Raw genomic sequence first — 20,325 nt, 5'->3', positions numbered from 1 at the left:
GAGGAGTGAGCCGGCCGCGCCTGCATCTTCGCTCACCCCTTGCTCACCGGCACTGTTCACGCACTCCGCACAAGGGGAGGCGACAGAGCCGCCTGGCGGCAAACATGGTTAATAAATTTCGAATCGTTGACTCCAGCCTCTCGACGCCGATTCGCAAATCAGCCTAGATTCGCCTCAATTGGATGGCGTTAACCCTTCTTAAGGTTTTCACGTCTTAATCTGCGAACAAGGTTACCCGGCCGTGTGTCAGGGTGGTTACCGCAAAGCTTTTGCCTGGAGGGGCACGTATGCGCGTCCTGTTGATTGAAGACGATCACGCAACCGCCCAAAGCATCGAACTGATGCTGAAGTCGGAGGGCTTCAACGTCTATACGACGGACCTGGGCGAGGAAGGCATCGATCTGGGCAAGATCTATGACTACGACCTCATTCTTCTTGACCTGAACCTGCCGGACATGAGCGGCCTGGAAGTCCTGCGCCAGCTGCGCGTCGGCAAGGTCAACACCCCGGTCATGATCCTGTCGGGCAGCCACGAGATCGAAACCAAGGTCAAGACCTTCGGCGGCGGCGCCGACGACTATATGACCAAGCCCTTCCACAAGGACGAACTGATCGCGCGCACCCACGCCGTGGTCCGTCGCTCCAAGGGTCACGCCCAGGCGATCATCCACACCGGCGAGATCGCCGTGAACCTGGACGCAAAGACGGTCGAGGTGAACGGTCACCGCGTCCACCTGACGGGCAAGGAATACCAGATGCTGGAGCTGCTCTCGCTCCGCAAGGGCACGACCCTGACCAAGGAAATGTTCCTGAACCACCTGTACGGCGGCATGGACGAGCCCGAGCTGAAGATCATCGACGTCTTCATCTGCAAGCTGCGCAAGAAGCTGGCCACCGCCGCCGACGGCAAACACTATATCGAAACCGTCTGGGGCCGCGGCTATGTCCTGCGCGACCCGGCCGAGGGCGTCGTCACCGTCGCCGCCTGATCGACCTTCGATCCACGAGCTCGAAACGCCCGCCGGTGACGGCGGGCGTTTTGCGTTTCTTCGCTCAGATTGACGCGCGATTAACGCGCGGTGCAACGCGAGCCACAACCTGAAATATATATCGGGGCCATAGTCGGATGATCTCGATCTCCGAGAGAGGCGATGGCGAATCACAAGCCGATCGATTGCGGTCCATTGGCTGTCGGCGTCGTAAACGACGCGATGGGCTGGACGCTGCGCCCCGGTCTTGTCCACTTTTCATCATCCGCTCAGGAACATGCGGAAGATCGACATCCTGCTGACTATGCGCTCTGCATTCGACATATCGGTCAAATTCTCCAGGCGCCCGATTGGGTGGGGCAGGGGCCGAAAGACCGAGAGGGCTTCGTCATGGTTCGACGTATCGCCGTCGCCAAGGCGATCCTGCTGGTGGCGATCAAGCTGAAGCCGGATGCACAGGGGCGCTATGTGGTCGCCAGCACCTATCGCGTGTCGCAACACGATCTGGAGGGGCGTGTGGCCAAAGGATACTGGCTGCCCACTTAAGCAAAAGGCCCCGCCGGTGACGGGGCCTCTTTCCAATCGGACGGCGGGGTCCCAAGGTCCCGCATCTCTTTCGGCTCTCGCCTACTTTACGCCGTCGTGAGACGGAGTGCGTGAGGAGGGAGTTCTCACCTCATCAGATCAGGCCTTCAACCTAGCCTTGAAATCGCGAGATTTCAAGACCGGTCACTGCCGCTTCGCCGGCATGTCCCTGCCGCCCTGGTGCAGGACCAGACCCTCGACGGCGCCGTCGGCGTTGCGGGTGAAGGTGATCTGGGCGTCGACGGCGGTCAGGTAGAAGGCATCTTCAGCTTCCGCCGTCAGTGCGAAGGCCGGCTGGCCGGTGGCCTGGGCCATCAGCTTACCGTCCACGACCGAGATCGTCAGGGCGAAGGTCGGGGCCAGATTATAGACGCCCTCGTAAGCCTTCAGCACCTCGGGCGAGAGGGCGACGGCGCGGCGTTCGCTGGGCAGGGTGACGGCGCCGCCGCGCGCCAGGGTGACCAGGGCCGCGCCCAGCTTGTCGGGCGCTTCGCCGTTCAGATTGCCCAGGACGATGACGGCGGTCCGGTCGCCCGGGTCATAGGCCATATAGGTGTTGAAGCCCTCGATGGCGCCGTTGTGCCAGACCAGACGCTTGCCGTCGGCCTCGGACACCATCAGCCCCATGGCGTAGCCGTTGCGGACCGGCGTGGTCAGGGCGGTCATCGACTGGGCGTTCAGCAGCCGGCCGCCGAACAGGCCCTGTTCCCACTTCAGCAGGTCGTGGGTGGTCGAATACAGGGCGCCGGCCCCGGTCGGGATGGTCATGTCCACATAGTCGGCGTTGACGACGCCGTCGGCGCCCGGCGCATAGCCTGAGGCGCGGCGGGGCAGGATCACGTCGTGGCGGTCATAGCCGCTGTCGCCCATGCCTAGCGGCTGGAACAGATTGGCGGTGACGAAGTCTGCGTAGGTCTGGCCGCTGGCCGCCTCGATGATGGCGCTGAGCAGCACATAGCCCGAGTTGGAATAGGCGAACCGTGATCCGGGCGCGAAGTCCAGCGGCCGGTCGCGGAAGCGGGCGATCAGCTGCGGCAGCGTCGCGGGCCGGGTGTTCTGGGCCTCGAAGTCGGAAAAGGCGGTGAAGTTGGGCACGCCGGCCGTGTGGCTGAGCAGGTGGCGCGGGGTGATCGCGTCCCAGGCGGCCGGGGCGTCGGGCAGCCAGGTCTTGATCGGCGCATCCAGATCCAGCTTGCCCTGCTGGTTCAGCAGCATGACCGCGACGGCGGTGAATTGTTTCGACAGGGAGCCCAGGCGGAACTTCACATCCCCGTCGTTGGGGATGTTCCACTCGCGATTGGCCAGGCCGTAGCCCTGATCCAGAAGGATGCGGCCGTCGCGGGCGATCAGGACGGCGCCGGAAAAGGCGTCGGTGTCGCTGGAGGCGCGGATCACCTGATCCATGCGCGCCGCGTCCTGGGCGGCGGCCGGGCGGCTGGCCAGCGGGCTGAGCGTGAGGGCCAGGGCGCTGGCGGCCAGCAGCAGGATAGCCGGACGGCGGCCGGCGAAGAACGAATGAGGCAAGGGGCGGTCTCCTGAACGCGTCACGCTAACGCATTCTACGAGAGGCGGCGAGAGCGGCGAACGGATGCAGGCGCCGCGACCTTTTTGTCAGGGCTGCGGAAAGGTCAAGGTCGCCTCCAGCCCGCCGCCGTCGGCGTTGGCGAGCGTCAGATGGGCGCCGGCGCGTTCGGCCATGCGGCGCGCGATGGTCAGGCCCAGGCCGGAGCCGCCGCTGTCGCGCGAGCGGGACGGATCGAGGCGGTAGAAGGGCTCGAACAGTGTCTCCAACTGATCGGGCGCCACGCCGGGGCCGTGGTCGCGCACGATCAGGCGCACCGCATGGTCGTCGCGCACGCCGCTGACGGCCGCGTCGCCGCCATGGCGGACGGCGTTGTCGATCAGATTGGTCAGGCAGCGGCGCAGGGCCTGGGGCCGGGTCGGCACGACGGCGTTGCAGCCCTCGGTGAAGACGACCGGCTGGCCCGCCTCGGCGGCGTCCTCACAGATGGCGGATAGAAGCGCGTCCAGATCGACGGGGGTCACGGCCTCGACCGTAGTCTCGATGCGGGCCAGGTCCAGGCCTTCCCGGACCAGATGCTGCATGCCGGCCAGGTCGCTGATGAACTGGGCGCGCAGGGTCTCGTCCTCGATCTTTTCGACGCGCAGCCGCATCCGGGTCAGGGGCGTCTGCAGGTCGTGGGCGACGGCGGCCAGCACGCGGGTGCGATCCTCGATCAGGGCCTTCAGCCGGGTCTGCATGGCGTTCAGGGCGGCGGCGGCCTCGCGGACTTCGCGCGCGCCCTCCTCGACCAGCGGCGGGCGATCCAGATCGTGACTGAGGGCGACGGCGCCCTGGGACAGGCGGTTCAGCGGACCGGCCGCCAGCCGCGACGCCATCCAGCCGGTCAACAGCACGGCGGCCAGACCCGCAAACAGCAGGGCGGCGGCCTCGCGGCTGAGCGTCCACGGACGCGGGGCGGGCGGCAGGCTGATCGCCACCGGGACGGGCGCGCCATTGACCGGCCGCAGCACCAGGATGCGGCACCGCAGACGATCGGCCGCCGCGCCGCACGCCCCGGCCGAGGCCTCGAACGCCTTGACCGAGACCCCGTCCACGCCCCGCCGCTTCAGCGCCTCGGCGACCGCATGGGTCAGCGACGGATCGGGCGCGCCCAGCCGCTGACCGGCCGCGTCCGGCAGGCCGTCGGTCAGGCCGGCGGCGGGATCGTCGCTGGAGCCGGCCAGGTCCACGATCCGTTCGGCGGTGGTGAACTCATGGGCCTGGGACAGGCGATGGCGATGGTTCAGGCCCAGGGCGGCGAAGGTCACGCCCGCCGCCAGCAGGGCGCCGGCCAGCAGCAGCAGGAACAGCCGCGTGGTCTCGGCCTCGGCGCGGCCGTGGCGGGTTCTTACGCGCGCCCTTATCACGCGCGCCATGTCACAGGCCCCGCCAGCATATAGCCCAGGCTGCGCACCGTGCGGATCAGGGCCGGGGCCTTAGCGTCGTCGCCCAGCTTCTGGCGCAGGCGGCTGACCCTCAGGTCGATGGCGCGGTCGTCGGCGTCGGCGACGGTGGACAGGGCGCGGATCCGCTCGCGCGACAGGGGCTTGCCGCCGTTCCTGACCAGGGCGTGCAGCAGGTCGAAGTCGGCGCCCGACAGCGGGGCCAGCCGTCCGTCCTGCGCCGTCAGCGCCCGCGCGGCGATGTCCAGCGACCAGCCGGAGAAGTCGGCGTGTCGCCCTTCGTTCGTCGTCGCCTCGCCGCCAGTGCGGCGCAGGACAGTGCGGATGCGGGCCACCAGCTCGCGCGGCTCGAACGGCTTGGCCATATAGTCGTCCGCGCCCATCTCCAGCCCCACGATCCGGTCGATGGGATCGCCGCGCGCCGTCAGGATGATGACGGGAGTCTTGGACGCCGCGCGGATGCCGCGACACAGCGACAGGCCGTCCTCGTCCGGCAGGTTCAGGTCCAGCACCACCAGATCGACCGGGCCGGCCTCTAGCGCCGCCTTCATCGCCCGGCCGTCGGCGGCCTTCACCGTGCGAAACCCGTGCTGTTCCAGATGGTCGGACAACAGGTTTCGGATCTCGCGGTCGTCGTCGACGACCATAAGGACGGGGGCGGCGGAGGTCTGGGACATTGGCGTTCGGCGAGCGGGAAGACGTGCGATCTGTCGTCCTGTCTCATGGCTAAAGCGCGGCGGATACAGTCGGACACAATTCTCTTCGCCGACGATACGCGGCGACACCGACCGGCCCCGAACCGGCCGGACGCGGGTCCGAAACAGCAGTTGTCCGACACGAGGCCGGACGCCAAACCCACAGAAAGACCCGCCATGACGTCCTTCCGTTCCACCGCCGCTTTCGGGGCCGCCGCCCTGGTGATCCTGACCAGCGGCGCAGCCTTCGCCGGCACACCTTCGGCCCCGTCGTCGGGCGCCCACGCCCGCCCCGCCGCCTCGGCCCGTGCGCATCATCGGGTCAGCCACGCCCGCACCCACCGCGCCGTGACCCCCGCCAAGAAGAAGTAAGGCCCGACGCCTTGCTGGTCCTGCCGGCGTCCCCGGCCGGCAGGCCCCCCCCGACACGCCTGAGACTTCGACCTTCAAACGAAAGACATCGACATGAAATCCTTCCGCACCGCCGCCGCCGTTTCCGCCGTCGCCTTCGTCGCCCTGACCAGCGGCGCCGCCTTCGCCGGCACGACCCCGGCGCCCTCGACCGCCATGACCGCCCGTCCGGCCGCGACCGCTTCGGCGACGACCCCTGCGCCGTCGGCCCGCGCCCCGCGTGCGCACCGCCGGGGTCATCAAGCCCAGGCCCAAACGTCGGTTCAGGCGCCGGCGACCGTGACCGCCAAGAAGAAGTAAACCGGCCGCCCCCTCCGGTTCGCACAGGAACGCCCGGCTGTCGCAAGACGGCCGGGCGTTTCCGTGTTCACAAGCCTGTCGTCAGGCGGGGGTCTTGAAGCCTGCCGCGATGGCGGCCGCCATCGGATTGGGACGGCCCGAACTGTCGAAGGGCAGGGGCTTGTCGCGGCCATCGTCCTTATCGCCCTGGCGATACCAGCTGTCGGTGTCGCGCAGGCCCCAGACGGTGAAGGCGAACTGCTGGGCCTTGGGCAGGGCGGCGAAGGCCGAGGCCAGTTCGGTGACGCGCGCGCCCTGAGCCGCGATCCGGTCGGCCTGGCTGCGGAGGTCCAGCCGGTTTTCGGTGCGCAGGGTGCAGTCCAGCTCCGACACATGGATCGGCAGGCCGAACTGGCTGATCTCACGCATATAGGCGGCGATGACGCCCTCAGGGATGTCGATCCACAGGTGGGATTGCAGGCCCAGCCCCTGCAGCGGACAGCCGGCCTTCAGCAGCCGCTCGACCAGTTTCAGGAACTGCGCACCCTTGGCCGGAATGCTTTCCTGATTGTATTCGTTGAGAAACAGAACGGCGTCAGGATCCGCCATCCGGGCCTTTTCGAAGGCGCGCAGGATATAGCCGTCCTGCCCGTATCGCGCTGACCAGTGGCAGTCGCGCATCCCCGAACCGTCGTCCAGGATCGGCTCGTTGACCACGTCCCAGCTGCGGACCTTGCCGCGATAACGGCCGGCGACCGTGGCGATATAGCCATCGAAGGCGCGGTCGAAGGCGGCGCCCGACAGGTCGGCGAAGACCTCCTTGCCCTGCGAATACCAGATCAGGGTGTGGCCATGCATCGCCATGCCCTCAGCCTGGGCGAAGGCGGCGATGCGGTCGGTGCGGTCGAAGTTGGGCCGGTCGAGGCCGTCGGCCAGGATGTATTCCATCTTCATCTCCCACTCGGGCGTCAGCTGGGAGACGTTGGCGCGGGCCAGGGCGACCCAGTCCGGGTCGTCGATCTGGCTGGCCTTGATCGCCGTGCCGAAAGGAGCCGGGGCGATGGACTTCAACGGGGGGACGTTGGGCGGCGACGGCTCCGCCGCGGCGAAGCGGTCGCAGGCGGCAAGCGCAAGAGGGGCGGCGAGGACAGTGCGGCGGGTGGGCGTCATTCGCTTCCCTCCAACGAAGGCAGACGTAAAAAGGCTGCGGGTCGTCAGACCGCACGCTTCCGCAGGCCCAGCGCGTCGAAGGCGGCGGTTTCGCGCTTGGCGAGGGCGATCAACTGGTTCAGGCGCGTGATCTCGGCGACGTGTTCGAACTTCTTCAGCTCTTCGAAGGCGCCCGTCAGGGCGTCGCGGGCGCCGGCTTCCTCGGCGTCCAGCACCGACAGGTCGCCTTCGGCGGCGGCCTTCCTTGATTTCCAGCCGTTCAGATAGGCGCCCAGCATCATGCCGGCCTCGGCGTCCATGCGGGCGCGGTTGCGTTCGCCCTCGGCCTCGGCGTCCAGAACGGCGATGCGGAGTTCGGCGCCGGCGCGGCGTTCGGCGATCTCGGCCAAGCGCTTCTGCAGCGTCTCGACCTCATAGTTGGAGATGCGGATCAGGGATTGGGCCCAAGCGGTCATCTAAATCATCACTCCCTGATCATGCCTTGGTTCAAGATTGCTTCCAGCCGGGTAAAGGAATCGGAAAGACGCGTCGCATCGTCCTTGTCCTGACCCAGAAAATCTTCCAGCGCGGGGTTCAGCGCGATGGCCCGGTCCACGATGGGGTCGGCGCCGGTGCGATAGGCGCCGATCTTGATCAGCTCTTCCATATTGGCATAGGCGCTCAGGCACTGGCGGGCGCGCTTGTTCAGCTCGCGCTCGGGCGGGGTCTGGCAGGCGGGCATCGTGCGGCTGACGGACTTCAGCACGTCGATGGCGGGGAAGCGCCCACGCTCGGCGATCTTGCGATCCATGACGATGTGGCCGTCAAGAATACCGCGCACGGCGTCGGCGATCGGCTCGTCATGGTCGCCGCCGTCCACCAGCACGGTGAACAGGGCGGTGATGGGCGCCGCCGTCGTGCCGTCGGGCCGGATCGGCCCCGGCCCGGCGCGCTCAAGCAGCTTGGGCAGTTCGGTGAAGACGGTGGGGGTATAACCCTTGGTGGTCGGGGGCTCGCCGGCCGCCAGCCCGATCTCACGCTGGGCCATCGCAAAGCGCGTGACGCTGTCCATCAGGCACAGAACTTCGAGATCCTGGTCGCGCAGATATTCGGCGATGGCCATGGTCATATAGGCCGACTGACGGCGTTTCAGGGCCGGTTCGTCCGAGGTGGCGACCACGACGACGGCGCGTTTCAGCCCCTCTTCGCCCAAGGTCTCTTCCACGAACTCGCGCACCTCGCGGCCGCGTTCGCCGATCAGGCCGACGACGACGGCGTCGCAGGTCGCCTCCTTGGCCAGCATGGACAGCAGCACCGACTTGCCCACGCCCGAGCCGGCGAAGATGCCCAGGCGCTGGCCCCGGCAGGTGGTGGTGAAGACGTCCATGGCCCGCACGCCCAGGTCCAGCCGCTCGCCGACCCGGCCGCGCGAATGGGCCGGCGGCGGCGGGGCGCGCAAGGGATAGGGGGCGGGGCCTTGGGGCAGCGGCCCCTTGCCGTCGATGGGCTGGCCGAAGGCGTCGATGATGCGGCCCAGCCAGGCGGTCGTCGGGCGCACGCTGGCGGCCTGATCGATGATGCGGATGTCGGCGCCGGGGGCCACGCCCTCGACCGGGCCGAAGGGCATCAGCAGGGCCTTGGAATCGCGGAAACCGACCACCTCGGCCGGCAGGGGATCGTGGCCGCGCCGCCCGATCTCGGCCCGAGCGCCGACGGCGAGGCGCGACAGGCCGCCGCGCGACTCGATCAGCAGGCCCGACACGCCCGCGACCTTGCCGGTCACGACCAGCGGATCGATCGCTTCGACGGCGGCGACGAGATTGCGCAAAAATCAGACCCCAGGAACAGGCCTCAACAGATGCGGCAACGTGGTTAATGACCAATGAAGCGCCGACGCATCCTGGCAACCTGATCCGCAAAAGTACGTAAGCGTTGCAACTCAGGCGAGAAACCATTTTTCAACGATTGGACGCCCTACTGTTGCAACCGAGGCGGGCGGTGGCCTGCCGATAGCGAAGAGGTTGGGGCCTATGTTCGCGCGTAAACCTAAGTCGCCGGAAGCGCACGGTCGACTGGCTGATCTGAACGGAAAGCTGGAGGCCATCGGCCGGTCTCAGGCGCTGATCGAGTTCAATCTGGACGGCACGATCATCGACGCCAATGCGAACCTGCTTAACACGATGGGCTACAGTCTGGAGGAAATCCGCGGCGAGCATCACCGCAAGTTCATGGATCCGGCGGACGCCGCCTCTTCCGATTATGCGGCCTTCTGGCGCGAGCTGAATGCGGGGCGGTTCCTGGCGCGCAAGTTCCGGCGGATCGCCAAGGGCGGGCGCGAGGTCTGGCTGCAGGCCTCCTACAACCCCGTCTTCGGACCCGACGGACGGCCGGTGAAGGTCATCAAACTTGCCATCGACATCACCGCCGACGAACAGGAGGCCGCGCGTCGCGAGGCCGAACGGGTCGAGGCGGAAAAGGCGCAGGCCTTGCTGGTCGACGCGCTGGCGGGGGTGCTGAACAAGCTGTCGGCCGGAGATCTGACCGCCCGCATCGATGCGCCCGTCCAGGGTGCGCACATCAAGGTGCGCGACGACTATAACTCGGCGGTCGAAAGCCTTCGGCAAGCCCTGGATCAGGCGTTGCGCGCGGTCGAGGGTCTGAGGGGCGGGGTCAGCGAGATTTCGGGCGCCTCCGACGACCTGGCGCGGCGCACCGAACGTCAGGCCGCCAGTCTGGAAGAGACGGCGGCGGCGCTGGACCAGATCACCGCCACGGTGAAACGCAGCGCGGAGGGCGCCAAACAGGCGTCGACGGCGGCCGTGGGCGCCCGGACCGAAGCCGACCGCTCGGGCGAGGTGGTGCGTCAGGCGATCGCCGCCATGGACGGCATCAAGCGCAGCTCGACCCAGATCAGCGACATCATCGGCGTCATCGACGAGATCGCCTTCCAGACCAATCTTCTGGCCCTGAACGCCGGGGTCGAGGCCGCGCGCGCGGGCGAGGCGGGACGCGGCTTCGCCGTCGTGGCGTCCGAGGTGCGGGCTCTGGCCCAACGCTCGGCCGAGGCCGCCAAGGAGATCAAGATCCTGATCACCACATCCGGCCAGGAAGTGGCGCAGGGCGTGCGTCTGGTGGACGAAACCGGAGAGGCCCTGTCGGCGATCACGGTCAAGGTGGCCGAGATGGACGCCCTGATCTCGGAAATCGCCAGCTCGGCCCAGGAACAGGCCGCCGGATTGAGCCAGGTGAACACCGCCATCAATCAGATGGATCAGCTCACCCAGCAGAATGCGGCCATGGTCGAGGAAACCACGGCGGCGGCGATGAGCTTGAAGAACGAGACCGAACAACTGGCGCATCTGGTCGAACGGTTCGAGACCGGAGAGGCGTCCGCGCCGGTCCGCGTCCACGATCTGTCCAAGAGCGCCGAACCCATCTCGCTGGACCGCGAGCGCGCTCGCGTCCGCGCCTATGCCGGCGGCGGCGGGCTGTCGGCGGCCCCGACGCAGGACTGGGAGGCGTTCTAGGGCGCGCTGGGCTCGACCGGGACACGGGTTTCACGTGTCGTCGCGATCGCGCCGATCGAGGCGGCGACGATGGCGGCGATGGCGAGCCATTGCTGGCGGGTCAGGTGCTCGTGAAGGATCAGGAGCCCCGCCAGGGCGCCGACGGCCGGTTCGGCGCTGAGCACCACGCCGAAGGTGCGTTTGGGGATGCTGCGCAAGGCCACCATTTCCAGTGAATAGGGCATGGCGCTGGAGAAGATCGCCACCGCCACGCCCGCAAGGATGATGGCGGGGTTCAGCAGGGCGGCGCCCGCATGGGCCACGCCGAACGGCACGACGACCAGGGCGGCGACGCTCATGCCCAGCGCCACCGACTGACCGGCGTGCAGGTGCGACAGCCGCTTGCCGAAGACGATGTACAGCGCCCAGCACAGGCCGGCGAAGGCCGCCAGCGCCATGCCGACGGGATCCAGCGCGCCGGCCCCGGCCTTCAGCGGCAACAGCAGGCCTAGCCCCACGACCGCCAGACCGATGCAGGCGAAATGGATGGGCTTGCGCGAATGGATCAGGGCCAGGGTCAGGGGGCCCATGAACTCGATGGCGATGGCCAGCCCCAGCGGAATGGTGCGCAGGGCCATGTAGAAGCTGAGGTTCATCGCCCCCAGCACGACGCCATACAGGGCGATGGCGCCCAGGTCCGCGCGGGTCAGGCGGAAACGCCAGGGCCGGAAGACGGCGACCAGCAGAACGGCTGAAATCCCGACGCGATAGGCCGAGGTCCCCTCCGCCCCGATCACCGGAAACAGCGTCTTGGCGAAGGAGGTGCCGCACGCCAGCGTCACCATGCCCGCAAACAGCGCCAGATAGGGGATCAGGCGCGCCGCCAGCGGCGAGTTCAGATGGGTTTTCAGGGCCAGCGACGTCATGGCGTAAAGCTAGCGTAACGCCGCTTGCGCTTCCCGGCGATTTTCCGCTTGAATGCGACGGAAATCGTCAATGGAGGCTCCGTAATGACGAATTTCGTCACGCTCGACGACTTTGACCATAAGCTGCTGATGCAGGTCCGGCGCAACAATCTGGAGCCGGCGCGGGTGACGGCTGAGGCGGTGGGCCTGTCGGAATCCGCCGTCCTGCGCCGCCTGCGTCGCTTGCGGGCCGAGGGCGTCATCGCCGCCGACGTCGCCGTGATCGACCCGGCCAGGGTCGAGCCGCGCATCGTGCTGCATGTCCAGGTCGAGATGAACACCCAGGATCGTAAAGTCATGGACGCCTTCCAGCGCGCCATGAAGGCCAGCCCGGAGGTCCAGGGCTGCTGGGACGTGACGGGCGAAACCGACTATCTGCTGACCGTCGCCGTGCGGTCCATGCAGGACTACGAGGCCTTCGGCATCCGCGAACTGGTCCCCGAAAAGGGCGTGCGCGGCTTCAAGAGCATGATCGTGATCCGCGAGGTCGTCGGCTTCGACCCGGCCCGCGCGGTGCTGGCGCGCTGAACCGTCAGAACAACGGCACGGTGACGCGCAGCGAGACGACCACGACATCGTCCGCGTCGCGCACCCCGCCCGGATTGCGGATCAACTGGATGTCGGGCTGGACGCCGAACCGGCCGATCGTGTCGGCATAGGTCAGTTCGATCCCCTCTTCGTGGCGGCTGGGATCGAGACCCGTGTCGGCGATGTTGGCGCGCGCCTTGTCCGACAGCCAGCCCTGGTGGATGCCGAAGGACAGCTGACCGTCAGGACGGGCGGCGAAGATGCGCTGCATCAGCAGCCCGGCCTGCCAGCCGCCCTTGAAATCCGTGGTGTCGCCGTCCGACAGTCCCAGACGCGTGAAGCCGTCGATGCGCGGCCCCTCCTCGGCGTCTCCGAAAAGCTTGCCTTCCAGCAGGGCGTAGGCGCCGTGGGCGCGGCTTTGGGCGGGGTCGCCGTCGGGGGTCAGGTCGCGGATGTCGTCCTGACGCTGGTCGTAGCGCCAGACGCCCACGGCGTAGCGGACCGGACCGCCGACGCCGGCCTCGGCGATGCCCAGCACCCCTTCGTCCAGGCTGGTGTCCACCCCGCCGCGATCGCCCAGGGTGCGGGCGTCGGCGTTGACCACGGCGACCTGACCATAAGGTCCCTCGGCCTGGCCCACGCGCAGCCTTGCCGCCAGCGACGACGACGGGAAGATGGCCGGGCCGTTCGGGCCGGTCGAGGCCAGTTCCGACCCGATGCCGAAAGGCGGCGCGATCAGCAGGCCGGACGCCTCTGTGGCGTAGAATTCGCTGTTGAGATCATACAGGCCCGCGAGCAGGGAGGCCGAGCCGCCCAGATCCTGTTCGATCCAGGCCTCGAACAGGCGCGCGCCCTGCTGGGCCACCTCGATATTGTCGACGCCCTGCAGCGTGCCGGCCAGGGCGTTGGGTTCTCCGCCGCCATTGTACAGGCCCGACATATGCAACCGAGCCCCGCGCCAGCCCATCGCCTGTTCGAGGTCGCCGTCCAGCGTGACCGACAGATTGTCCAGATAGCGACCCCCTCTGGTCGCTCCACCCGAGACGACGCCCGAGACGTCGGCCGTGTATTCCGCCGCCACCGTCCAGGAGGGATCGGCGACGCGGGCCGCGGCCGGAAAGGCCGGTAGAGCGAGGCCTGCGGCCAGAACGGCGAGCAGGCAGGCGGTCTTCCGTGGCGTCGCATTCTGCATGCCAGGTCTCCTTCTTGTCGGAGACCTTCGTAATCCGAAAAGATGAAGAACGACCTTACCGTCGCCGTCGCCTGCCCTGACGCGGCGGAAGCGAAACATTAACCCTGGTTCGTCTATCGCTGCTATCCGCATCATCTAGGAGCGCGGCCATGATCTGGACCATCGGCAAGAAGGTCACGGCGACCGGGATCGGGGTGCTGTTGCTCTCCGTCGGCACGGCCAGTGTCGGACTGATGGTGAACACCCGGCTGGGCGAGGCCCTGGACCGCGCGGCGGTGTCCGGCGACATTCTTCGCAACCACATGCAGGCCGACATGATGCACGACGCCCTGCGCGCCGATGTCTTCGCCGCCCTGCTGTCCGCCGATCCTAAAAACGGCGTCGCCCTGGATGACGTCCGAGCCGCCCTGAGCGAACATCGCGCCACGTTCGAAAAGGCGATCGCCGACAACACGGCCCTGGCGACGGACCCGGCCATCAAGGCGGCGCTGGAATCGGTGGATGCGCCGCTGAAGACCTATGTCGACGCGGCCGGGGAGGTCGTGGATGCCGCCGGGCGGGACCCGGCGCAGGCGCAGCGAATGATGCCGGAATTCCTGACGCAGTTCTCGACCCTGGAGACCGCCATGGGGGACGCGGCCGACAAGATCGAGGCGGCGGCGCTGAAGAACCACAACGCGGCCGAGGCGACGGCGGTCGAAGGGCGGCTGATCATGATCGGCGCGGTGATCCTGAGCCTGCTCATCAGCATCGGCCTGATCCTGGGCGGCGTGCGCGGTCTGGTGGCGCCCATCCGACGGCTGACCGGGGGCCTTCGCGCCATGGCCGAGGGCAAGACCGAGGTCCATCTGGGCGAGGCGCGCCGCAAGGACGAGATCGGCGACATCGCCTGCGCCGTGGTCGATATTCAGGCCCTGATCGTCAGCCGCGCCCAGGCCGAGGCGGCCCAGGCGGAACAGCGACGTTTGAGGGAAGATTAAGACCGCGCCGCCGGCGACCAGGCGCGTCAGGCCGCCGCGCGCGAGCAGGCCACGGTCGTAACCGGCCTGAGCCAGGGGCTGGAGGCTTTGGCCGGCGCCGATCTGACCTATCGGATCCAGGATCCGTTCCCCAGCGCCTATGAGCAGCTGCGCGCCAACTTCAACGCGGCGCTGGACGGGCTGCAGCAGGCCATCGGCTCGATCGCCGCAAACGCCGGAGCCATCAACGCCGGCGCCGGAGAGATCGCCCAGGCCGCCGACGACCTGTCGCGTCGGACCGAGCAACAGGCCGCGAGCCTGGAAGAAACCGCCGCCGCCCTGGACCAGATCACCGCGACGGTCAGGGCCACGGCCTCCGGCGCCGTTCAGGCCGCCGGCGCGGTCCAGGCGGCCCGCGGCGACGCTGACAAGAGCGGCGCGGTGGTCCGCGACGCCATTACGGCCATGGGCGAGATCGAACGCTCGTCGAAAGAAATCGGCCAGATCATCGGCGTGATCGACGAGATCGCCTTCCAGACCAACCTCTTGGCCCTGAACGCCGGGGTCGAGGCGGCGCGGGCGGGCGAAAGCGGCCGGGGCTTCGCCGTCGTCGCCTCCGAAGTCCGGGCGCTGGCAGAGCGCTCGGCCCAGGCCGCCAAGGAGATCAAGTCCCTGATCACCCAGTCCGCAAGCCAGGTGGAATCCGGCGTGCGTCTGGTCGGGGAAACGGGCGCCAGCCTGGAGCGGATCACCGCCCATGTGGCGCAGATCGAGACCCTGGTGACCGACATTTCCGGATCGGCCGCCGAACAGGCGACCGGGCTCCAGCAGGTCAATACGGCCGTCAACCAGATGGACCAGATGACCCAGCAGAATGCGGCCATGGTCGAGCAATCCACCGCAGCCAGCCATTCCCTGTCGCAGGAGGCCGGCGGCCTGAACGCCGCCGTCGCGCGCTTCAAGGTGGGGCAAACGTCTCAGCGCCAGCAGCGCCCGGCGCCCGCACGGCCCGCCCCATCGCCGGCGCCGCGCACGGTCACCGCCATGAAGACGCTCGGGCGCGGCGGCGCCGCCCCCGCGCCGATCTCCGACGCCGAGGGCTGGGAAGAGTTCTAGCCGAGGCGGGCCGGCCGACAGCTAGAGCATTCGCTGGAAGAAGCGGACGACGTCGCGGTTGAGGTCGTGATGGAAGGCGGCGCGGTCGAAACCTGGCGTCGGGGTGCAGATCTGCGGCGCCTCGCTCGCCAGGGCCGGCGAGCAGGGCGGCAGGAAGTCGTAATGGCCTGCGCCTTCGACCCGGTGATACTCGGGCGCGGCGCCCAGCCGGTCGCGGATGGGCTCGACGTCGTAGGGCGCGGGCAGAATGTCGTCGGCGCCCGCCTGCCACAGCTGAACCGGAATGCGCACGGCGGCGAGGCTGTCGGACGTGAAGGAGAAGCCCAGGGCCGGGGCGGCGATGACGGCGGCCTTGATCCGGTCGTCCTTCGCACGCGGACGCCAGGTCGACAGGTCGATCCCCATCGCGTCCAGCAGGCGGCAGGCGAAGAAACCGGGATGGGCCTGGCAATGGTCGCCGATGGCCGCCGCGTCCGAGACCCCGCCGATGGCCGAGGTGACCGTGAAGCCGCCCGCCGAGAAGCCGAAGGCGCCGATGCGGTTCGGATCGACGGCGACGCCGCCCGGCTGCGAGCGCCAGTCGCCGGTCATGTAGTCGATTAGGCGGCTGAGCTGGGGCGCGCGATTGGTCAGCTGGGTGGAGCGGCTCATGTCGCGAGAGTTGTCGCCGGGATGGGTCAGGGCGGCGACCACGAAGCCGGCGTCGGCCAGGGCTCTGGCGGTGTCGGCATGGCTGCGCAAGCCGCCGCCATTGCCGTGCGAGAGGACGATCAGGGGCGCGGGCCGGCCATCGGCGCGGCGGCTCGGCAGCCAGACCCCGGCCTCCACCGCGCCGTCCGGTCCGCCGGGAAAGGTGAAGACCTGGTCGGGCGCCTGCGGATCGGTCTGGGCGCGCGCCGGGCCTTCGGCTTGTGGCGCGGTCGCCTGCACGGGCGACACGGCGCCGGCCAGAAGCATCAGGGCCAGGCTGAGGCCGGCGATCAGGTTTTGGGGCGGCGAGCGATGGGTCATGTCGGTTTCCTCTGGTCGATACGACCCGCTGTTCGGGACAAGACCGAGGGAACGCCAGCCGCATTTCGCCAATGGGCGAACGGGTGCGTGGACGGGCGAAGGGTTCGACGATAGTGGGCTGACGAGGGGAGGGATGATGACGCAGAACGCCGCTGACAAACTGAATACGCCGCGCGCCTGGGCCGTCGATCTCGCGGCCTGCGCCGTGACGGGGGGAGTGCTGGGCGCGGTCGGTCCCTTCGGCAGCTTCTTCAACGACGGGCTGGCGGTGCGGATCGGCTATTGGACGGCGGTTCTGGTGATCAGCGGCGCGGTGTTCGGCGCTGCAATCCGCTGGACCTGGCCAAGGATGCGCCGCAGACGCGTGCCCTTGCGGTTCTGGCTGCCCATGCTGATCGTCGTCGCCAGCGGGCCGACCGCCTTGATCAGCCGGATCATCGCCGTGGTCCTGTGGCCCGGCATTCGCCAACGTGTCGGCTGGGTCGAATGGTATGGTCAGGCCTTGCTGATCGGGGCCGTCTATGTGGCGCTCTACGCCCTGTTGCGGATGCGGACGACCGCCGTGGCGACGCGGGCGGAGCAAGGCGATCCGGGCTTCGCGCGCACCCTGCCCGCCGGGTTGGGTCGCGACCTGATCTGCCTGCAAATGGAGGACCATTATGTGCGCGTGCACACGACGCGCGGCTCGCAGCTTGTTCTGATGTCGCTGTCGCAGGCCGTTTCAGGATTGAAGGGCGTCGAGGGGCTTCAGACCCATCGCTCGTGGTGGGTGGCGCGCGCGGCCATCGTCGGGGTCGTCGAGGACGGCCGCAACCTGCGCCTGGCCCTGACCGGTGGCCTAACGGCGCCGGTGTCGCGCGCGCGGGTGGCCAACCTGCGGGCCGCCGGCTGGCTTTAGGTCAAGGGTTCTGACGGCCGTTCGCAGAAATCATCGCGCGTCACCCCTTGCGTGGGGAGGCGAGGCCTTATCTTTTGTGCGCCAGCATTCGAGGAGACCTTTTCCATGACCGACTTCAGCTATGACGCGTCCCGCCACCTGAAGAAGGGCCGGGGCAAGGTCTATGACTCGATCGTCGACACCATCGGCGACACCCCCATCGTGCGTCTGCCGCGACTGTCGGCGGAATACGATACGAAGGCGACGGTTCTGGCCAAGCTGGAGTTCTTCAACCCGATCGCCTCGGTCAAGGACCGGATCGGCGTGGCCATGGTCGAGGCGCTGCAGGAGGCGGGCAAGATCGATCAGGACACGGTGCTGATCGAGCCGACCAGCGGCAACACCGGCATCGCCCTGGCCTTCGTGGCGGCGGCCAAGGGGCTGAAGCTGACGCTGTGCATGCCCGAAAGCATGTCGATCGAGCGGCGCAAGATGCTGGCCCTGCTGGGCGCGCGGCTGGAGCTGACGCCGGCCGAAAAGGGGATGAAGGGCGCGATCGCGCGGGCGCAGGAACTGCTGGAGACCACGCCGAACTCCATCAGCCCGTCGCAGTTCGAGAACCTGGCCAACCCCGCCATTCACCGCGTCACGACGGCCGAGGAAATCTGGAACGACACGGCCGGGGCGGTGGACATCGTCGTCGCCGGCGTCGGCACCGGCGGCACCATCTCGGGCGTGGGCCAGGCGCTGAAGGCGAAGAAGGCGTCGGTGCAGTTCATCGCCGTCGAGCCAGAGGCCTCTCCGGTGCTGTCCGGCGGCGCGCCCGGCCCGCACAAGATCCAGGGCATCGGCGCCGGCTTCGTGCCCGCCATCTATGATCCGTCGGTGGTCGACGGGGTTGAGCAGGTCTCCAACGACGACAGTTTCGACATGGCCAGAAAGGCCGCGCGGGTCGAGGGCATCCCGGTCGGCATCAGCTCGGGCGCGGCCCTGACCGCCGCCTTCCGCATCGCCGCGCGCGAGGAGAATGCGGGCAAGACGATCGTGGTGATCATCCCGTCCTTCGCCGAACGCTATCTGTCTACGGCCTTGTTCGAGGGGCTTTGATCCGGCTCACGCCCGGTTAACCGCTCGCGTCTAGGGTGGGGGGATGGGCGATCCCGCAGCCATGATCGAGGACGAGGCGACGCCGCCGCCGCTGCGTGCGCGCCGGGCGCTGCTGAAGCGTCTGGCCGATGTGGTTTCGCTGCCCGCCAGCCGGATCAACGCCTTCGAGCGGGCGGTGACGGGCGACCTGCTGGTCGAGATGCTGCGGCTGGCCTCGCACGACGAGCGCAAGCGCGTGGCCTCGCGTCTGGCGCCGCTGGCTGAACTGCCCAACAGCGTGGCGCGCATCCTGTTGCGTGACGATCCGGATGTCGCCGCCCTGCTGATCGAACAATGCGCCTCTCTGAGCGATGCGGACCTCGTCGGCTGCGCGCGCGACGCCAGCGTCGAACACCGGCTGCTGATCGCGGCGCGGCGCGGCCTGTCGGAGATCGTGACCGAGACCCTGTTCTCGTTCGGCGAGATGGGGGTGATCGAGGCGGTGCTGCGCAATCCGACCGCGCGCCTGTCCCAGTTGGGCGTCGAGACGGTCGTGGGCCTGACCCGCCAGTCGCCGGGCCTGTGCGCACCCTTGCTGAAGCGACCCGAGCTGAGGCCGTCGGGCGCCTATGTCATGTTCTGGTGGTGCGCGCCCGAGGATCGCCGCACCATCCTGCAACGGTTCGCCGTGTCCCGCGAAGTCATGCAGGAGGCGTCGGAGGACGTCTTTCCCATGGCCAACCAGGAAGGCTGGTCCGACCCCGTCGCGCGCAAGGCGTTGCAGTTCATCGAGCGTCGTCAGCGCAATCGCGCGGCCGTCGAAAAGAGCCCGTTCGACAATCTGGAACACGCGGTCATGGTCTCCGCCCGCGACGGCCTGACGCGCGAGACGGCGTCCGAGATCGCCTTCCTGGCCGGGATCAAACCGCTGACGGGGGCCAAGCTTCTGGGCGATCCCGGCGGCGAGCCTCTGGCGATCCTGTGCAAGGCGACGGGGATGTCGCGCGTCGATCTGACCAATCTGTGGCGCTCTATGCGGCGACCCGAGACGACGGCGGACGGTCATATTCATCCCGATTGGGAGCGGGTGCAGATCACCTATGAAATGCTGGCCGTCGATCGCGCCCAGACGGTGCTGCGTTACTGGAACTGGTCTTTGTCGTCGGCCCTGACGCCCACGCTGTTGCGCGCCATTCGCGACGGCGAGGATGACGCCGTTGATGAATATTCGGCGCCCGAACGCGCAGCGATGATGGTGCTGGCGGAAGACTTCGGCCGCTAGCTCTGACCATTAACTTCGACTGCATAGACGTGCATAACGCACCGCCTTGGCGCGTGTTTGCTTTCGAGTTGAAATAACACTATGACGCTATAAGCATCGTTCGGCTGGAGAATCAGCCGACCTCAATAGATCAGGAAAGTGAAGCCGATAATGGAAGATAAGCCCGAACTGCTGGAGATGACCGCAGACATCGTGTCGGCCTATGTCGGCAACAACTCGGTCTCGGCAGAGGCCTTGCCTGCGCTTATCGCCAATATTCACGCCGCCCTGTCGGGTGTGTCGAACGGTCCGGTCGAGGCCGAACCTGAACCCAAGGAACCGGCGGTGCCGATCCGCAAGTCGATCGCCCCCGATTTCCTGATCTGCCTGGAAGACGGCCGCAAGTTCAAGTCGTTGAAGCGTCACCTGCGCACCAAATACGACATGAGCCCCGAAGAATACCGCACCAAATGGGGTCTGCCCAAAGACTATCCGATGGTCGCCCCGAACTACGCCAAGGCGCGGTCAGAACTGGCCAAGTCCATGGGCCTGGGCCAAGGCGGTCGCAAGCCCGCCCGCGCCGCCGGCACCCGCGCGAAGAAATAAGCCGGATCAGTTTCGGTGTAGAGACGCCCGCTTCCGACAGGAGGCGGGCGTTTTTGTTTTGGGGGCACGAGCATTCTCCCTCCCCCGGCGGGGGAGGGTGGGCGCGTAGCGACCGGGTGGGGCCGGCCCAGCAGGGACGCACT

The 20,325-nt window shown here is 67.9% G+C and carries 21 protein-coding genes; 12 read left to right on the top strand and 9 right to left on the bottom strand.

Annotated elements, in window-relative coordinates:
- Nucleotides 1–287 precede the first annotated feature (287 nt).
- Together ctrA and LG306_RS15290 are read left to right on the top strand one after the other, a co-directional pair.
- Nucleotides 288–989, top strand: coding sequence for a response regulator transcription factor CtrA (gene ctrA, locus LG306_RS15295; protein ID WP_017505852.1), 702 nt, complete (start codon nucleotides 288–290; stop codon nucleotides 987–989).
- A gap of 162 nt (nucleotides 990–1,151) precedes the next feature.
- The gene (locus LG306_RS15290) at nucleotides 1,152–1,535 is read left to right on the top strand and encodes a hypothetical protein (RefSeq protein ID WP_404416302.1); all 384 of its coding nucleotides are present in this window, start codon (nucleotides 1,152–1,154) and stop codon (nucleotides 1,533–1,535) included.
- A gap of 183 nt (nucleotides 1,536–1,718) precedes the next feature.
- Here LG306_RS15290 and LG306_RS15285 read toward each other — a convergent pair whose 3' ends face one another.
- The 3 genes from LG306_RS15285 to LG306_RS15275 all read right to left on the bottom strand — a co-directional run bounded on the left by LG306_RS15285 (nucleotide 1,719) and on the right by LG306_RS15275 (nucleotide 5,218).
- On the bottom strand, nucleotides 1,719–3,098 hold the full coding sequence (locus tag LG306_RS15285; RefSeq protein ID WP_404416299.1) for a serine hydrolase: 1,380 nt from the start codon (nucleotides 3,096–3,098) through the stop codon (nucleotides 1,719–1,721).
- An 87-nt stretch (nucleotides 3,099–3,185) separates the two neighbouring features.
- Entirely contained in the window at nucleotides 3,186–4,514 is a 1,329-nt protein-coding gene (locus LG306_RS15280) for a sensor histidine kinase (RefSeq protein WP_404416296.1), read from the bottom strand.
- Nucleotides 4,502–5,218 (bottom strand): response regulator, encoded by a 717-nt coding sequence (locus LG306_RS15275; RefSeq protein WP_404416293.1) that lies wholly within the window; start codon nucleotides 5,216–5,218, stop codon nucleotides 4,502–4,504. The genes LG306_RS15280 and LG306_RS15275 overlap by 13 nt, the downstream gene beginning before the upstream one ends.
- Before the next feature lie 195 nt (nucleotides 5,219–5,413).
- Here LG306_RS15275 and LG306_RS15270 point away from each other — a divergent pair, with 195 nt between their 5' ends.
- A complete protein-coding gene (locus LG306_RS15270; protein WP_404416290.1) occupies nucleotides 5,414–5,608 on the top strand; it encodes a hypothetical protein in 195 nt (64 codons plus the stop codon).
- Nucleotides 5,609–5,701: 93 nt separating this feature from the next.
- Nucleotides 5,702–5,947: a hypothetical protein gene (locus LG306_RS15265; protein ID WP_055753007.1), complete on the top strand. Its 246-nt coding sequence runs from the start codon at nucleotides 5,702–5,704 to the stop codon at nucleotides 5,945–5,947.
- Between the two features lie 81 nt (nucleotides 5,948–6,028).
- Here LG306_RS15265 and LG306_RS15260 read toward each other — a convergent pair whose 3' ends face one another.
- The 3 genes from LG306_RS15260 to fliI are packed head-to-tail and all read right to left on the bottom strand — an operon-like array spanning nucleotide 6,029 to nucleotide 8,903.
- The gene (locus LG306_RS15260; RefSeq protein WP_404416286.1) at nucleotides 6,029–7,096 is read right to left on the bottom strand and encodes an endo-1,4-beta-xylanase; all 1,068 of its coding nucleotides are present in this window, start codon (nucleotides 7,094–7,096) and stop codon (nucleotides 6,029–6,031) included.
- A gap of 44 nt (nucleotides 7,097–7,140) precedes the next feature.
- Nucleotides 7,141–7,551 (bottom strand): flagellar export protein FliJ, encoded by a 411-nt coding sequence (locus LG306_RS15255; protein ID WP_404416283.1) that lies wholly within the window; start codon nucleotides 7,549–7,551, stop codon nucleotides 7,141–7,143.
- A gap of 8 nt (nucleotides 7,552–7,559) precedes the next feature.
- Complete coding sequence (gene fliI / locus LG306_RS15250; RefSeq protein WP_055753010.1) at nucleotides 7,560–8,903, bottom strand: flagellar protein export ATPase FliI; 1,344 nt, start codon at nucleotides 8,901–8,903, stop codon at nucleotides 7,560–7,562.
- Between the two features lie 202 nt (nucleotides 8,904–9,105).
- On the opposite strand from fliI, the gene LG306_RS15245 reads away from it, so the two are divergent.
- Entirely contained in the window at nucleotides 9,106–10,602 is a 1,497-nt protein-coding gene (locus tag LG306_RS15245; protein ID WP_404416279.1) for a PAS domain-containing methyl-accepting chemotaxis protein, read from the top strand.
- On the opposite strand, the gene LG306_RS15240 is transcribed toward LG306_RS15245, so the two are convergent.
- On the bottom strand, nucleotides 10,599–11,507 hold the full coding sequence (locus LG306_RS15240; protein ID WP_404416276.1) for an EamA family transporter: 909 nt from the start codon (nucleotides 11,505–11,507) through the stop codon (nucleotides 10,599–10,601). The genes LG306_RS15245 and LG306_RS15240 overlap by 4 nt on opposite strands.
- A gap of 84 nt (nucleotides 11,508–11,591) precedes the next feature.
- On the opposite strand from LG306_RS15240, the gene LG306_RS15235 reads away from it, so the two are divergent.
- Nucleotides 11,592–12,074 carry an Lrp/AsnC family transcriptional regulator gene (locus LG306_RS15235; protein WP_404416273.1) on the top strand — a complete coding sequence of 161 codons (483 nt, stop codon included), beginning with the start codon at nucleotides 11,592–11,594 and terminating at the stop codon, nucleotides 12,072–12,074.
- A 4-nt stretch (nucleotides 12,075–12,078) separates the two neighbouring features.
- On the opposite strand, the gene LG306_RS15230 is transcribed toward LG306_RS15235, so the two are convergent.
- The gene (locus tag LG306_RS15230) at nucleotides 12,079–13,266 is read right to left on the bottom strand and encodes a carbohydrate porin (RefSeq protein ID WP_404416270.1); all 1,188 of its coding nucleotides are present in this window, start codon (nucleotides 13,264–13,266) and stop codon (nucleotides 12,079–12,081) included.
- Nucleotides 13,267–13,415: 149 nt separating this feature from the next.
- Between LG306_RS15230 and LG306_RS15225 the strand changes: the two genes are divergently transcribed.
- Together LG306_RS15225 and LG306_RS15220 are read left to right on the top strand one after the other, a co-directional pair.
- Nucleotides 13,416–14,246 (top strand): HAMP domain-containing protein, encoded by an 831-nt coding sequence (locus tag LG306_RS15225; protein ID WP_404416267.1) that lies wholly within the window; start codon nucleotides 13,416–13,418, stop codon nucleotides 14,244–14,246.
- A gap of 87 nt (nucleotides 14,247–14,333) precedes the next feature.
- A complete protein-coding gene (locus tag LG306_RS15220; RefSeq protein ID WP_404416264.1) occupies nucleotides 14,334–15,341 on the top strand; it encodes a methyl-accepting chemotaxis protein in 1,008 nt (335 codons plus the stop codon).
- A gap of 21 nt (nucleotides 15,342–15,362) precedes the next feature.
- Here LG306_RS15220 and LG306_RS15215 read toward each other — a convergent pair whose 3' ends face one another.
- A complete protein-coding gene (locus tag LG306_RS15215; protein WP_404416261.1) occupies nucleotides 15,363–16,352 on the bottom strand; it encodes an alpha/beta hydrolase family protein in 990 nt (329 codons plus the stop codon).
- A 133-nt stretch (nucleotides 16,353–16,485) separates the two neighbouring features.
- On the opposite strand from LG306_RS15215, the gene LG306_RS15210 reads away from it, so the two are divergent.
- The 4 genes from LG306_RS15210 to LG306_RS15195 all read left to right on the top strand — a co-directional run bounded on the left by LG306_RS15210 (nucleotide 16,486) and on the right by LG306_RS15195 (nucleotide 20,182).
- Complete coding sequence (locus LG306_RS15210; protein ID WP_404416258.1) at nucleotides 16,486–17,250, top strand: LytTR family DNA-binding domain-containing protein; 765 nt, start codon at nucleotides 16,486–16,488, stop codon at nucleotides 17,248–17,250.
- Between the two features lie 105 nt (nucleotides 17,251–17,355).
- A complete protein-coding gene (gene cysK, locus LG306_RS15205) occupies nucleotides 17,356–18,336 on the top strand; it encodes a cysteine synthase A (RefSeq protein ID WP_017505835.1) in 981 nt (326 codons plus the stop codon).
- A gap of 43 nt (nucleotides 18,337–18,379) precedes the next feature.
- Nucleotides 18,380–19,597 (top strand): DUF2336 domain-containing protein, encoded by a 1,218-nt coding sequence (locus LG306_RS15200; RefSeq protein ID WP_404416255.1) that lies wholly within the window; start codon nucleotides 18,380–18,382, stop codon nucleotides 19,595–19,597.
- 150 nt (nucleotides 19,598–19,747) lie between these two features.
- Nucleotides 19,748–20,182, top strand: coding sequence for a MucR family transcriptional regulator (locus tag LG306_RS15195; protein ID WP_017505833.1), 435 nt, complete (start codon nucleotides 19,748–19,750; stop codon nucleotides 20,180–20,182).
- Nucleotides 20,183–20,325 lie beyond the last annotated feature (143 nt).

The sequence above is a fragment of the Brevundimonas vesicularis genome, assembly GCF_044807075.1.
Taxonomy (GTDB): Bacteria; Pseudomonadota; Alphaproteobacteria; order Caulobacterales; family Caulobacteraceae; genus Brevundimonas; species Brevundimonas vesicularis_G.
Note: the sequence above shows the minus strand (reverse complement) of the source record. Positions and strands in the feature narration are given on the sequence as shown.

What these genes read in the sequence shown, in the direction of transcription:
- ctrA (WP_017505852.1), top strand. Translation starts at nt 288, where the DNA reads ATGCGCGTCCTGTTGATTGAAGACGATCACGCAACCGCCCAAAGCATC.
- LG306_RS15290 (WP_404416302.1), top strand. Translation starts at nt 1,152, where the DNA reads ATGGCGAATCACAAGCCGATCGATTGCGGTCCATTGGCTGTCGGCGTC.
- LG306_RS15280 (WP_404416296.1), bottom strand. Translation starts at nt 4,514, where the DNA reads ATGGCGCGCGTGATAAGGGCGCGCGTAAGAACCCGCCACGGCCGCGCC.
- LG306_RS15275 (WP_404416293.1), bottom strand. Translation starts at nt 5,218, where the DNA reads ATGTCCCAGACCTCCGCCGCCCCCGTCCTTATGGTCGTCGACGACGAC.
- LG306_RS15270 (WP_404416290.1), top strand. Translation starts at nt 5,414, where the DNA reads ATGACGTCCTTCCGTTCCACCGCCGCTTTCGGGGCCGCCGCCCTGGTG.
- LG306_RS15265 (WP_055753007.1), top strand. Translation starts at nt 5,702, where the DNA reads ATGAAATCCTTCCGCACCGCCGCCGCCGTTTCCGCCGTCGCCTTCGTC.
- LG306_RS15260 (WP_404416286.1), bottom strand. Translation starts at nt 7,096, where the DNA reads ATGACGCCCACCCGCCGCACTGTCCTCGCCGCCCCTCTTGCGCTTGCC.
- LG306_RS15255 (WP_404416283.1), bottom strand. Translation starts at nt 7,551, where the DNA reads ATGACCGCTTGGGCCCAATCCCTGATCCGCATCTCCAACTATGAGGTC.
- LG306_RS15245 (WP_404416279.1), top strand. Translation starts at nt 9,106, where the DNA reads ATGTTCGCGCGTAAACCTAAGTCGCCGGAAGCGCACGGTCGACTGGCT.
- LG306_RS15240 (WP_404416276.1), bottom strand. Translation starts at nt 11,507, where the DNA reads ATGACGTCGCTGGCCCTGAAAACCCATCTGAACTCGCCGCTGGCGGCG.
- LG306_RS15235 (WP_404416273.1), top strand. Translation starts at nt 11,592, where the DNA reads ATGACGAATTTCGTCACGCTCGACGACTTTGACCATAAGCTGCTGATG.
- LG306_RS15230 (WP_404416270.1), bottom strand. Translation starts at nt 13,266, where the DNA reads ATGCAGAATGCGACGCCACGGAAGACCGCCTGCCTGCTCGCCGTTCTG.
- LG306_RS15225 (WP_404416267.1), top strand. Translation starts at nt 13,416, where the DNA reads ATGATCTGGACCATCGGCAAGAAGGTCACGGCGACCGGGATCGGGGTG.
- LG306_RS15215 (WP_404416261.1), bottom strand. Translation starts at nt 16,352, where the DNA reads ATGACCCATCGCTCGCCGCCCCAAAACCTGATCGCCGGCCTCAGCCTG.
- LG306_RS15210 (WP_404416258.1), top strand. Translation starts at nt 16,486, where the DNA reads ATGATGACGCAGAACGCCGCTGACAAACTGAATACGCCGCGCGCCTGG.
- cysK (WP_017505835.1), top strand. Translation starts at nt 17,356, where the DNA reads ATGACCGACTTCAGCTATGACGCGTCCCGCCACCTGAAGAAGGGCCGG.
- LG306_RS15200 (WP_404416255.1), top strand. Translation starts at nt 18,380, where the DNA reads ATGGGCGATCCCGCAGCCATGATCGAGGACGAGGCGACGCCGCCGCCG.
- LG306_RS15195 (WP_017505833.1), top strand. Translation starts at nt 19,748, where the DNA reads ATGGAAGATAAGCCCGAACTGCTGGAGATGACCGCAGACATCGTGTCG.